A 13,847-nucleotide genomic window follows, 5' to 3' on the forward strand; every position below is an offset into this window, starting at 1 on the left:
TAATTCATGCGCATTTCCACCGCCCAGTATTACGGCACGCAAGCGTCGGACTATCAGCGTAACTTCAACAAGGCTGTTGCCAGCGCCAGCGAGGCGAGCAGCCTGCAGCGCATTACCAATGCGTCCGATGATCCGATCGGTGCCGGGCGTTTGCTGCAATTGGGTCAGCAGGCGGCGATGCTGGATCAGTACAAGACCAACGTTGATACCACCAAAAGTGCGTTGACCGTGCAGGAGTCCACGCTGGAGTCCATCACTACCGCATTGGCGCGCGCCAAGGAACTTGCCCTGGCGGCCAACAACGGCACGGCCACCGACAAGGACCGCCAGGCTTACGCATCGGAGCTGGGCCAGATCCAGCAACAAGTGCTGGGCCTGATGAACTCCAAGGATGCCGGCGGCAATTACCTGTTCTCCGGTTCGAAAACCGATACCGCACCGTACTCGCAGAATGCCGACGGCACCTACACCTACAACGGTGACCAGACCACGATCAATCTGGGCATCGGCGACGGTATGACGGTTGGCACCAACACCACCGGTTGGGCCGCTTTCCAGCAGACCATCAATACCGCGCGCACCAACGTCACCATGACGGCGCCGGCCGTGGACGACGGCCGCGTTGTGCTGTCCAACGGTACGGTCGGCACTGCCGCCACCTATGATTCCAAATTCACTGCCGGCCAGCCTTACACCGTCAGCTTCCTCAGCAGCACCCAGTTGAAAATCACTGATGCCCTGGGCAATGACGTGACCGCTGAAGCGAGCCAGAACGGTCTGGTCAGCAACAGCAGCGGCGCCAACCAGACGGTGAGCTTCCGTGGCGTCGACATGAAGTTGAATATCAACTTGAAGACCGGCGACACCAACCCGGACGCGGTGATTGCCGGCCACAGCTTCCAGTTGTCGACCGCGCCGGACTCGTTCACCACGACGCGCAGCCCGGGCAACCCGTCGACCGCGGTGATCACTGGCTCCAGCATTACCGACCAGGCGGCCTACACCGCGGCATTCCCGCAGGGCGGCGCCGTCCTCAAGTTCACCAGCGCCACCGCCTTCGATCTGTACGCAGCGCCGGTCACTGCCGACAGCAAACCCGTGTCCTCAGGCACTATCGTGGGTAACAACGCTACCGCGGCGGGCGTCACGTTCGCACTGGGCGCTGCCCCGGCTGCCGGTGATCAGTTTTCGATCCAGCCGAACGACCACCAGACCCAGAACGTGCTCGACACCCTGGGCCAGATGATCACGGCGTTGAACACTCCGATCGATGGTGATCCGGTGGCCAAGCAGAAATTCCAGGGCGCGATGGAGGCGGGTATCGGCAACATCGATGCGGCCAGCAATCAAATCGGCAGCGCAGTCACCGAGATCGGTGCCCGTGGTCAGGCTCTGGATATGCAAGCCATCACCAATGACAGCCTGAGCACCGCGAACACCACCACCCAAGGTTCGATCCGTGATTCGGATCCGGCCGAAGTGATGACTCGTCTGACCCTGCAGCAAACCATGTTGCAAGCCTCGCAACTGGCGTTCAGCAAGATCAGCCAGTTGGGTCTGTTCAACAAGATCTGACCGTCAGCGGGCGTGTAAGCGCCCGTTTGGCCTGCCCCTCAGTTATGTTTTTTAGCGGTTTCAAGGGCTCGCTTTTCCGAGCGGGCTCGTACCGCCTGTGAGCCCGCCGTGAATTCACTTCCTCTTGTCAGCCTCGTCATTCCCGCCTTCAATCCGCGCTTCTTCGAGCGGGCATTGAACAGTGCTGTCAGCCAGACCTACGCGCACCTTGAAATCATTGTCTGTGACGACAGTCGTGGCCACGAGATCGAAGGGATTGTTATTGCCGTGGCCGAGCAGTCCGGCGTCGCCGTGCGTTATGTGCGCAATCCGCGCACACTGGGCATGGTCGGCAACCTGAAGGCGTGCCTGGATCAGGCGCAGGGCGAACTCATCAAGTTCCTGTGTGACGACGACCACCTTTATGCGGCCTGCATCGAACAGCAGGCGCACGAGATGTTGCGCGAAGAAGTCAGCCTGGTGCTGGCCCAGCGACTGTTCTGGGATGCCAACGACATCATCCTGCCGGCGCGCCTGGAAAACACCTCGTTGTCGCCCCACAGCGGTCTGTTCAAGGGGGACGACCTGCTGGGCATTTTTGAAAAATTCCCGGTCAATGTGCTGGGCGGTTTCACCAACGCTTTGTTTCGACGTGCGGATCTCGTCGAGCTGTTGCCGGCTCTGACTCAGGATGGGCACTGTTTTGTCGCGACCCTGGATTTCGCCCTGTACGTCTGTCTGATGCGGCGCGGCAATCTGGCGGTATCCAACAATGTGCTCAGTGCCGAGCGGCTCTACCCGGAGCGTCTGAGCGCACAGCAACCAATGAAAGATGCGGTTGAGGTCGAGCGCGAGTGGATTCTGCAAATGCTCAAGGCTCGCAGTGGTGAGTCCGCGCCGGCGCCGGGCTGGGTGCGCTATATCCCGCTGACCAAGGCTGACGAGTCGCCGCGAGTCTGGGAGGAGCTGCCGCTCAGCCGTACGCTCGGCACCAAGCAGAGTCGCCAGGAGTGGTGTGTCGGTATCGATAGCTGGAGCTTCGCCGAACTCTATGCACACTGGCTGCAATGCCGCAGTCTCAGCGAGGGGCAACGCAAGTTGCTGCCAGAAACCCTGGCCGCCTGGCCGCAGCAGCCGCGAATCGTGCCGATCATCATTGATGCCCAAGGCAGTCGCGATGGCGTTGAACGCACGCTGCAAGCGCTCGCAGCCCAGGACTATCCGCCGGAGCTGATTCTGCTGTTGTCTGCGGACTGTACCGAGGCGACGCTGGACGGGCGGGTGTTCCGCATGCCGTTGCAGGATGACGGGTTGGCACAGATCAACACTCTGTTACCGCAACTCGAAGGTGCCGACTGGTTCTACCTGTTGCAGGCCGGTGATCGTCTGGTGGTGCCGGCCTTGCTGGTCATGGCTGATCGAATAGCGCATTCGCCCTCGCTGAGTTGCGTGTACAGCGATGAAGGCAGCCTGCGCGATGGCGAATCGGCAGAGCCCGCCTTCAAACCGGATTTCAACCTCGACCTCATGCGCAGTTATCCATACGTCGGGCGTGCCTTGGCGTTCAAGCGCGAACGCTTCCTGGTGCTCGGTGGATTCGACGCGACGTTCGCCGAACTGGCGCCCCATGACATGCTGTGGCGTATGGTCGAAAGCGACGGTACACAGGTGATCGGGCATGTCGCCGAAGTCTTGCTCGAGTCGCCATTCGATCTGTCCGGGTGGCTGGCCGAACCAGCGGTGATCGAACAAAACCCACGGGTGATTGAAGCACACCTGCAACGTCTGGGGATTGCCCACGAAATACGCCGTGGCAGTTGCGAATTGCTCAATCGTATCGACTACCAGCATGGCCGGCGTCCGCGGGTGTCGATCATCATCGTAACTCGCGATCAGACGGCTGCCTTGCAGCGCTGTGTCGAGACCGTGCTGGAGAAAACCGCTTACTCCGAATACGAGCTGTTGCTGGTCGACAACGGCAGTGAAAGCGCCGAGGCGCTGGCATGGCTGGATGGTATGGCGCAGTTGGGCGGTGAGCGGATTCGCGTTCTGAGTTACCCGCAGCATGACAACATGGCGGCCCTGCATAACTTTGCCGTGACACAGGCCCGTGGCGAGTATGTGCTGTTGCTCAATACCTTCGCGGTGATCACCCACACCGACTGGCTGGACGAGCTGCTCAATCAAGCGCAGCGCCCGGAAGTCGGCGTGGTCGGCGCCAAGTTGTTCAACCCGGATGGTTACGTGTTGCACGCCGGCATGATTCTCGGCCTGCAAGGGGCGGTCGGGTTGCCGTTTTATGGGCAGTCGCTGCAGTCCGACGGCTACATGTTCCGGTTGCAGGCTGCCCAAGACCTGAGTGCCGTCGGCGGTGATTGCGTGATGGTACGCAAGGCTGTTTTCGAGTCTGTCGCAGGGCTCGACGAGCAGGATTTGAAACAGGCGCTGAATGTCGTCGACCTGTGCTTGCGCATCGGTCAGGAAGGTTATCTGGTGGTGTGGACGCCCTATGCCTTGCTGGCTCAGGGCGCGCGGCCAACCGTCGGGGCGACCGCCGAAGAAGGCCAGCAGCACATGCACGAGCAGGAGACCTTCTACAAACGCTGGTTGCCGCGCATTGCCCGTGATCCGGCGTTCAACGTCAACTTGTCATTGCAGGGTATCGGTGCAACGAGCTTCAGTCTGGAGCCGGGCCTGCGCACCGGTTGGACGGCGTTTTCCCGCCCGCAACTGCCCAACGTACTCGCGGTGCCAATCAACGCTTCTGCGATTGGCCACTACCGCATGAGTCAGCCGCTGATCGAGCTGGAAGCGGCCAACCGCGCCGAAGGGTGTATTCGTTACGGCTTGCCGTCGCTCATTGAAATCGAGCGTCAGTCGCCGGACGTCATCGTCTTGCAAGGGCGCTACTCGCAAGGTGCCATCGATGAAATTCCACCGCTGAAGAAGTTCTGCCATGCCCGGCGAATATTCGAGCTGGATGACTATGTGATCGATGTTCCGCATCGTAATGCCCATATCCGCAACATGCCCAACAAGCACGAGATGGAGCGCATGGTGCGCCAGGCGATCGGTTTGTGCGATCGCGTGGTGGTGTCGACCCAGCCACTGGCCAATGCGCTGTCGGATATGCACCACGACATACGCGTCGTGCCCAACATGCTTGCCCAGAACCTCTGGACCGGCCTGCGCAGCCTGCGTCGTACTTCGAAAAAACCGCGTGTCGGTTGGGGCGGCGGTACCAGTCACCACGGCGACCTGGCAGTGATTGCCGATGTCGTGCGTGAGCTGGCCAATGAAGTCGACTGGGTGTTTTTCGGCATGTGTCCGGATGATCTGCGGCCGTACATGCACGAATTTCACGGGGTGATTGCGCTGGACGTCTATCCGGCGAAACTGGCCAGCCTCAACCTTGACCTGGCGCTGGCACCGCTGGAGTTCCACATCTTCAACGACTGCAAGAGCAATCTGCGCTTGCTGGAGTACGGCGCCTGCGGTTACCCGGTGATTTGCACCGACACCGAAGCCTATCAAGGCTACCTGCCGTGTACGCGGGTCAAGACCAACAGCACGGATGAGTGGCTGCAAGCGATCCGCATGCACCTGGCTGACCCGGACGCCAGCTATCGCATGGGCGATGATTTGCGCGAAGTGGTGATGCGCGATTACGTGTTGCGCGGTGACAACTTGCGTTACTGGGAGAATGGCTGGCTCGCCGATTGACCGAGCCACGCATGATCTACGGAAAAACAGGCGACCTGGCAATCGCCTGTTTTTTTTTGCTCTGAAAACCTTACTAGCATCCTTCTCGATACATTTTTGTACCGAGGCTCAAGCTTCGCCTGCTGGTAGTCGATACCTTTTTATTCGTTCATCCATCAGGCAGGGATTGCACGCTTGAACGGTCTCTCTCTGCCGACAGAACCGCTTTCAACAACAACGCAAGGAAGACGCAAATGTCAGTAGTGAATGGAACGAGTGAAGCGGATGTCCTCTTGGGCACCGACGATAATGACGAACTCTATGGACTGGAGTCGGATGATGTACTGATCGGCAGTGCAGGTTCTGATGTGCTGGATGGCGGAGAAGGGTTCGACACGGCGACCTATTACGCGATGTCGTCGGGTGTCAGTGTCGAGTTCGGCAAAGATGCCACGACTGTCGCAGGGGCTGAAGGCAAGGTCGACACCCTCATCGGTGTCGAGAAAGTCTTCGGTACGTTCCACAACGATACGTTTACCAGTTCGGTCGGCGGTGTGACGTTCGAGGGTAGCGTCGGGGATGATCTGTACATCGTCGACAGTGAGGGTGTGACAATTGTCGAGGAAGACAACGGGGGTTTTGACGAACTGCGCACCAGCCTCAACACCTTCAAGATGGACCCGTTCATTGAAAAGCTGACCTTCACCGGCACCGGCGATTTCAAGGCTTACGGCAATGCCAGTGACAACGAAATCATTGGCGGTGCCGGTAACGACTGGCTGTGGGGCGGGGATGGTGCCGATCACTTCGTTGGTGGTGATGGCTACGATACGGTCAGCTACAGCGACAGCCTTGAGGGCGTGAGAGTCGAAGACTTTGCCAACTTTGACGGGCTGACCATTGCCTACGGTGACACCTTCACCGGCATTGAAGCGTTGCAGGGTTCGGGCTTCGATGATGTGATTTATCGTCACAAAGACTTTATGAGCATCGATGGTAGTGACGGCCATGACACCGTGAGTTATCGCTACGCTTTCGATCCGGTCAATGTTTTGATCGGCGGCGGTGTCAATGCGGCGGGCGACACACTGATGAATGTGGAAGAGGTTATTGGTTCCACCGATGCCGACCACTTCACCGTGAACACCAGTGGTGTGGTCGTCGCTGGCGGTGGCGGTGACGATGTCTACACGATCAACAGCGCCGGCGTGACCATCGAGGAAATCGAAGGCTACATGGGCGGTACCGATCACGTGTTCACCAGCCTGTCCGAGTTGAGACTGAGTGCGTTCGTTGAAAACCTGACCTATACCGGCAGCGCTGACTTCGTTGGCTACGGCAATGACGAGAACAACACCATCGTCGCCGGCGCCGGCAATGATGTGCTGTTGGGCGGTGCGGGTGCCGATAACTTTGAGGGTGGCGCTGGTATCGATATCGTCAGCTATGACGACAGTAGCGAAGGCTTGAGCGCTTCGCTGAAATGGGGCGTGCAGAGTGGTATTGCGTTCCACGATGTTTACATCGATATCGAAGGCTTGCGTGGTAGCCAGTTCAATGACGTTCTTGAGGGCGACTGGGGCGATAACATTCTTGAAGGCGGCGCGGGCGACGACCAGATTCAGGGTGGCGATGGCAACGATCACCTCTATGGTGGCCTGGCCTCCGGTCTCGATGTCGCCGGTCAGTCCGACAGCCTGTCGGGTGGCGCCGGTGATGACGTTATCGTTGGTGCCGTCAATGATCTGTTCACCTGGGCCAGTGGTGACGATGGCAATGACAGCATCACGCTGGGGCGAGGGTTTGCTTTCGGCGGCGAGGGTAATGACGTGCTCACCGGCACTGGCAGCGACTACATGCTGCAGGGCGATAGGGGCAATGATGTGTTGATTCTTAACCTTGCCGGTCAGTCGAATTCCGGCGGCAGTGCGTATGGCGGTCAGGGCGATGACACCTACGTGGTCAACACCACCGGGCTGGTGACGATTCAGGATGAGGGCTGGGATCTGAACGACACCCTGATCCTCAACACGATCGCCAACGCCAGCCAGTTGAACGTCACCCGCATCGGTGATGACGCTTATCTGCACAGTGCCAATGACGGCAGCACTGGTGTGCCGGACAACGGCGTGAAACTGGCGGGCTGGTACGCCGGGTTCAACAACATCGAGCACCTTCAGACTGCCGATGGTCAGGTTTTTGAGGTGCCGGTTAGTGGTGATGGGTTTGCCATGTTTGGGTAGTCGTTTGCATTGTTGATCTGGCTTGTGGAGCGGGATGAATCTTTGGGTTCATCCCTTTTTTTGTCTGGGGCTTGGCGGCCTTTGGGCCGACCATGCTCTTGGGGGGGTGGGTGTGTATCCGTTGCTGCGGGTGTTGCTGGTCAGGGTTCCGCCCTTACGGCGGGTCACTTTTTCCAGGCGCCGAAAAAGTAACCAAAAAGGCTTGCTCCTGCGTGCGGCCCGCTCGCTGGGGCTCGGGGTTCCTTCGCTCCGGGATCGATCCGGGCGCAGCGCCTACGGTTTGCTTCGCTGCACCTCCTCTCGCTGTGTTTGGCTGCGCCAAACGGTCGCTGCGCTCCCACGCCCGGATCAATCCCTCCACTCAGCCTTCCGACGTCGCCCGTGGATCAAGATCAAGAGCAGGCGAGCTGACACTCGGCCTATTGAGTGGTGAAGAGCGTGGGTGTACGGCTTTTGATTTGCGTTGTTGCTGCCCCTCACCCCAGCCCTCTCCCGAGGGAGAGGGAGAGGGAGAGGGAGAGGGAGAGGGAGCCGATTTTTGGGCTTTTCAACGCTTGAGTTCGACTCGGTATCGCACGTCGGCCTACTTCTCCCGAACTCCTCGGTCAGTCCCCTCTCCCTTTGGGAGAGGGTTAGGGTGAGGGGCTTGTGGAGCTGGCGCGTTTCCTGCAAGTCCCCTGTAAATCGCCATAAAACGAGCGCTCGCGGTCACTCCAGCGGCGCACGGATCGGCAAAAGGTTTAGCCAGAAGGCCCGCAAAGCTCAAGAAAGCGGCGCGCAGCCCGGTGAAGAACAAGAGGGGAGACGATGAAGGCAGTTATTTTGGCGGGTGGCCTCGGCACGCGCATCAGTGAAGAGTCGCACCTCAAGCCCAAGCCGATGATCGAGATCGGCGGCAAGCCAATTCTCTGGCACATCATGAAGCAGTATTCCGCCCACGGGATTCATGACTTCGTGATCTGCCTCGGCTACAAGGGCTATGCGATCAAGGACTTCTTCGCCAACTACTTCCTGCACACCTCCGACGTCACCTTCAACATGCGCGAGAACCGCATGGATGTGCACCAGAATTACAGCGAGCCGTGGAGCGTCACGCTCATCGACACCGGTGAGGAAACCATGACCGGTGGCCGGCTGCTGCGGGCCGGCCGTTATCTGAAAGATGAAGAGGCGTTCTGCTTCACCTACGGCGATGGCGTTTCCGACATCAACATCGCTCAGCTTGTGGATTACCACAAAGCCCACGGTCGTCTGGCGACCGTCACCGCTGTGCAACCGCCGGGTCGTTACGGCGCGCTTGAGCGTCAAGGCGATCAAGTGCTGGGCTTTACCGAAAAACCTCGCGGTGACGGTGGCTGGATCAACGGTGGCTTCTTCGTGCTCTCGCCAAAAGTGCTGCCGTACATCGCCGATGACGCTACCACTTGGGAAGCCGAGCCGCTGGCGCGTCTGGCGGCCGACGAACAGTTGAAAGCCTTTGAGCACGAAGGCTTCTGGCACCCGATGGACACCTTGCGCGACAAGAACCATCTCGAAGCCCTGTGGCAGAGCGGGGAGGCCCCATGGAAGCAATGGGCCTGAGTGCGGATTTCTGGCGCGGCAAACGCGTTCTCGTCACCGGACATACCGGTTTCAAAGGCAGTTGGCTGACCCTGTGGCTGCAAAGCCTCGGCGCGCAAGTCAGCGGCTTTTCCCTTGAGCCGTCGACCGAGCCGAGCCTGTTCGAGCTGGCGCGGGTGCACGAAGGCATCAACGATCAGCGCGGTGATTTGCGTGATCTGGGCGCCTTGCTGGAAATCATCGCCGAAACCGAGCCGGAGATCGTGCTGCACCTGGCCGCTCAGCCGCTGGTGCGCGAAGGCTATCGCGATCCGCTCGGCACTTACTCCAGCAACGTCATGGGCACGCTGAACCTGCTCGAAGCGATTCGTCAGGTCGGTTGCGTGCGCGCCTGTGTGCTGGTGACCACCGACAAGGTCTACGCCAACAAGGAATGGCTCTGGCCGTACCGCGAAGACGAAGCCCTCGGTGGCCACGATCCTTACAGCAGCAGCAAGGCCTGCTGTGAACTGCTCGCGCAATCCTATGCCGCGTCGTTCTTCCCGGCCGACAAGTACGCTGAACACGGTCTGGCCTTGGCCACTGCGCGTGCCGGTAACGTCCTCGGCGGCGGTGATTTTGCCCCTGAGCGACTGATTCCCGACGTGCTCAAAGCCTGGACGGCCGACGAGCCGGTGACCCTGCGCTATCCGCAAGCCGTACGTCCGTGGCAGCACGCGCTGGAGCCGTTGGCCGGTTACCTGCAACTGGCCGCCGGCCTCTACGAACAAGGGCCGGAATATGCCGGGGCGTGGAACTTCGGCCCGGGCGAAGCGGACATGTGCAGCGTTGGCGAAGTCGTCGAATTGCTCGCCAGCCGCTGGCCGCAGGCGCGCGGTTTGCGCATCGAGAAAAGCGAACTGCACGAGGCCGGCCTGCTGCGTCTGGACAGCAGCCGCGCCCGCCAGGTACTCGGCTGGCAGCCGCGCTGGACCTTGCAGCAGTGCCTGACCCAGACCCTCGACTGGCACCTGGCGTGGCAGAACGGCGATGACATGCGCAGCGTCACCCTCGGCCAATTGAACCTGTATCGAGGCGCGCTGTGAGTGAGTTTTCTCTGAAAGCGTTGCCGCTGGCCGGATTGTTCAGCGTCCAGCACAAACGTTTCGAAGATCAGCGCGGGCACTTCGCACGGCTGTTTTGCGAAGGCAGCCTGAGTGCGTTCGGCAGTGAATTCCATATCCGTCAGATCAACCATTCCTGCACCCGCGAGAAGGGCAGTGTGCGCGGTCTGCATTATCAGAATGGCAACGCCCCGGAAGCCAAACTGATCACCTGCCTTCGCGGTGAAGTGTGGGACGTGGCGGTGGACCTGCGTCCGGATTCCGAAACGTTTCTGCACTGGCACGCCGAGCATCTGAAGGCCGGTGATGGCCGCAGCTTGTTAATCCCGGCTGGCTTCGCCCACGGTTTCCAGACCCTGACTGAAGACGCCGAATTGCTCTATCTGCACAGCGCCGATTACGCGCCGGAGCACGAGGGCGGTCTGTCGGTGAACGATCCACGGCTGGCGATTGCCTGGCCGTTGCCTGTCAATAATTTGTCAGCGCGCGATTCCAGCCATCCCGCGCTCGATCAACACTTTGCTGGAGTGCGTCTATGAACTGCCGTGGGTGCGCCGCACCGCTGAGCCTGCCGCTGATCGACCTCGGCACCTCGCCGCCGTCCAACGCCTATGTGCACGCCGATCGCCTGGAACAGGCCGAGCAGTGGGTCCCGTTGAAGGTCGCGGTGTGCCAGCAATGCTGGCTGGTGCAGACCGAGGATTACACCAGCGCCGATAGCCTGTTCGACGCCGAGTACGCTTACTTCAGTTCGTTCTCTAGCACCTGGCTGGCCCATGCCGAACGCTATGTCGCCGAGATGGTCGAGCGCTTCGGCCTGACCGCCGATAGCCGTGTGGTGGAAGTCGCCGCCAACGATGGTTACCTGTTGCAATACGTGGCGGGCCGGGGCATTCCGTGCCTCGGTGTTGAACCAACGCGCAGCACCGCGCAAGCGGCTCGGGAAAAAGGCCTCGAAATTCGTGAACTGTTCTTCGGTCGTGAGACTGCTGCGCAGTTGCAAGCCGAAGGCTGGGGCGCCGACCTGATGGCGGCCAACAACGTGCTCGCGCATGTGCCGGATATCAACGATTTCCTCGGCGGCTTCGCGACGCTGCTCAAGCCAACCGGCGTGGCCACCTTCGAATTCCCGCAACTGCTGACGCTGATGGCGGGCGCGCAGTTCGACACGCTCTATCACGAGCACTATTCCTATCTGTCGCTGACCGCCGTGCAGACCCTGTGCGAGCGCAATGGTCTGGAAGTGTTCGACGTCAGCCAACTGACCACCCACGGCGGTTCGCTGCGCGTGTTCGTGCAGCGCAAGGACGGCCAGCGCCGAGCGGTTCAACCTGCGGTGCAACAACAGTTGCAAGCCGAACTGGATGCCGGGGTGAAAACCGCTGAGTACTACGCCACCCTCGCGCCTGCCGCTGAACGCATCAAGCATGAACTGTTGCGCTTCCTGTTGCAGGCCAAGGCTGACGGTAAACGTGTGGTCGGTTATGGCGCGGCGGCCAAAGGCAACACCTTGCTCAATTACGCCGGGGTCAAACCGGACCTGCTGGCCTGGGTCGCCGATGCCAATCCGCACAAGCAGGGCAAGTTCCTGCCGGGGAGCCGCATTCCGATTGTGGCGCCGGCGCAGATTGATATCGATAAACCGGATTACGTGCTGGTGCTGCCATGGAACCTGCTGCACGAAGTCAGCCAGCAACTGGCGCAAGTGCGTCACTGGGACGGCCGCTTCGTGATCGCCGTGCCTGAGTTGAAAGTGCTGTGAAGGTTCTGGTCACTGGCGCCACAGGGTTTGTCGGTCGGCATCTGGTCGCGGCATTGCTTGCACGCGGCTGCGATGTTCGCGCCGTGGCGCGCAACGCAGAAACCGCGCAAGGCATGCCGTGGATCAACAACGTCGAGTTCATCGCCGCGGATATTCACGCCGCCGATCTCGATATCCACGCGTTGACCGATGGCATCGACGCGCTGGCGCATCTGGCCTGGCCGGGCTTGCCGAACTACCGGGCGCTGTTCCATTTCGAACACAACCTGATGGCCGATTACCGCTTTATCAAAAGCGCGGTCGAGGCGGGCGTGCAGCAGGTGCTGGTCACCGGCACCTGTTTCGAATACGGCCTGCAAAGCGGCCCACTCAGTGAAAACACCGAGCCGAAGCCGAGCAATCCTTACGGTCTGGCCAAGCACACGCTGCACCTGTTTTTGCAAAATCTGCAGCAGGAGCATCCGTTTACTTTGCAGTGGGCGCGCTTGTTCTATCTGCATGGCGAAGGGCAAAACCCCAACAGTCTGTTGGCCGCACTGGACCGGGCGATCGATGCCGGTGAAGCGTCGTTCAACATGTCCGCCGGTGAGCAGTTGCGCGATTTTCTGCCGATTGAACGCGCTGCCGGTTACCTCGCCGCGATCCTGCAAAAAACCGACTTCAACGGCGTGATCAATTGCGCCAGCGGCCAACCGGTGTCCGTGCGTGCGTTGGTCGAACAACGCCTGCGCGAACGCGACGTGTCGCTGCATCTGAACCTCGGCCACTACCCATACCCAACCCACGAACCGCTGGCGTTCTGGGCGGTGAGCGAGCGTTTGCAACAGTTACTGGGAGAGCCGCAATGAAGCACGAGTTGTACCGGGTCACCGACCTGCCGGTGCTGCAGAACCGCACCTTTGCCGATGCCGCATCGGCACAGGCCTCGGCCAGTGCCGACATGCTGTTGGTGCAGGACGAGCGCAGCGGTTTGATCTACAACGCCGCGTTCGACGCCGACAAGCTCAGCTACAACGCCGATTACCAGAACGAGCAGGCGCATTCCGGCCAGTTCCAGAAGCATTTGAGTGACGTCGAAGGCATCATCGCCAAGCACTTCAAGGGTCAGGAACTGATCGAAGTCGGCTGCGGCAAGGGCTACTTTCTTGAGTTGCTCAAGGGCCTCGGTTATGCGATCACCGGCATCGATCCGGCTTACGAAGGCGAAAACGCCGACGTGATCAAGGCGCCGTTCACCCGTGGTCTCGGGCTCGCCGCAGACGCCATCGTGCTGCGCCATGTGCTGGAACATATTCAGGATCCGGTGAGCTTCCTCGCCGAAATCGCCAATGCCAATCAGGGCGGGCAGATCTACATCGAAGTGCCGTGCTTCGACTGGATTCTCGAGCACAAAGCCTGGTTCGACCTGTTCTACGAACACGTCAATTATTTCCGCCTCGATGACCTGCGGCGGATGTTCGGCACGGTGCACGAAGCCGGGCACCTGTTCGGTGGCCAATATCTGTACATCGTCGCTGACCTTGCGACGTTGCGCCTGACCCCGGAACAACCGGTGCCGCGCCTGACGCTGCCTGACGGTTTCACCGCCAGCCTCGATCGCGCCGTGCAGATCATTCAGTCCGCCCCCGAGCAGGGGTCCGCGATCTGGGGCGCCTCGTCCAAAGGCGTGATCTATTCGCTGTTCCTGCAACGCGCAGGTGTCGCAGTGGATCGCGTGGTGGATATCAACCCGGCCAAGCAGGGGCGTTATCTGCCGCTGAGCGGTGCCCGCGTTTCTTCACCGCAAGAGGCGATGGACGCGTTGCCCGAAAGCGCCAACCTGTTTGTGATGAATTCCAATTACCTCGAAGAGATCAAGCGGATGACCGGTGGACGCTACGTCTATCACGCCGTCGACAGCGCTTCGTTTCAGTGACCCTTGAG

9 protein-coding genes are annotated in these 13,847 nt (G+C 60.2%); all 9 read left to right on the top strand.

Annotated elements, in window-relative coordinates; all coding sequences use genetic code 11:
- Positions 1-6: 6 nt before the first annotated feature.
- The 9 genes from CCX46_RS07895 (at position 7) to CCX46_RS07935 (ending at position 13,839) form a co-directional block, all read left to right on the top strand.
- The gene (locus tag CCX46_RS07895) at positions 7-1,575 is read left to right on the top strand and encodes a flagellar hook-associated protein 3 (protein WP_127926295.1); all 1,569 of its coding nucleotides are present in this window, start codon (positions 7-9) and stop codon (positions 1,573-1,575) included.
- Between the two features lie 108 nt (positions 1,576-1,683).
- Positions 1,684-5,277 (top strand): glycosyltransferase, encoded by a 3,594-nt coding sequence (locus CCX46_RS07900; protein ID WP_127926296.1) that lies wholly within the window; start codon positions 1,684-1,686, stop codon positions 5,275-5,277.
- Between the two features lie 233 nt (positions 5,278-5,510).
- Complete coding sequence (locus CCX46_RS07905) at positions 5,511-7,499, top strand: calcium-binding protein (protein WP_127926297.1); 1,989 nt, start codon at positions 5,511-5,513, stop codon at positions 7,497-7,499.
- Between the two features lie 807 nt (positions 7,500-8,306).
- Entirely contained in the window at positions 8,307-9,080 is a 774-nt protein-coding gene (gene rfbF / locus CCX46_RS07910) for a glucose-1-phosphate cytidylyltransferase (protein WP_108226864.1), read from the top strand.
- Complete coding sequence (gene rfbG / locus CCX46_RS07915; RefSeq protein WP_127926298.1) at positions 9,062-10,144, top strand: CDP-glucose 4,6-dehydratase; 1,083 nt, start codon at positions 9,062-9,064, stop codon at positions 10,142-10,144. Before rfbF ends, rfbG begins: the two co-directional genes overlap by 19 nt.
- A complete protein-coding gene (locus tag CCX46_RS07920; protein ID WP_116033117.1) occupies positions 10,141-10,701 on the top strand; it encodes a dTDP-4-dehydrorhamnose 3,5-epimerase family protein in 561 nt (186 codons plus the stop codon). Before rfbG ends, CCX46_RS07920 begins: the two co-directional genes overlap by 4 nt.
- Positions 10,698-11,924: a class I SAM-dependent methyltransferase gene (locus CCX46_RS07925; protein ID WP_127926299.1), complete on the top strand. Its 1,227-nt coding sequence runs from the start codon at positions 10,698-10,700 to the stop codon at positions 11,922-11,924. The genes CCX46_RS07920 and CCX46_RS07925 overlap by 4 nt, the downstream gene beginning before the upstream one ends.
- On the top strand, positions 11,921-12,772 hold the full coding sequence (locus tag CCX46_RS07930; RefSeq protein WP_127926300.1) for an NAD-dependent epimerase/dehydratase family protein: 852 nt from the start codon (positions 11,921-11,923) through the stop codon (positions 12,770-12,772). Before CCX46_RS07925 ends, CCX46_RS07930 begins: the two co-directional genes overlap by 4 nt.
- A complete protein-coding gene (locus CCX46_RS07935; RefSeq protein ID WP_127926301.1) occupies positions 12,769-13,839 on the top strand; it encodes a class I SAM-dependent methyltransferase in 1,071 nt (356 codons plus the stop codon). The genes CCX46_RS07930 and CCX46_RS07935 overlap by 4 nt, the downstream gene beginning before the upstream one ends.
- Positions 13,840-13,847 lie beyond the last annotated feature (8 nt).

The organism is Pseudomonas sp. RU47 (assembly GCF_004011755.1).
Taxonomy (GTDB): Bacteria; Pseudomonadota; Gammaproteobacteria; order Pseudomonadales; family Pseudomonadaceae; genus Aquipseudomonas.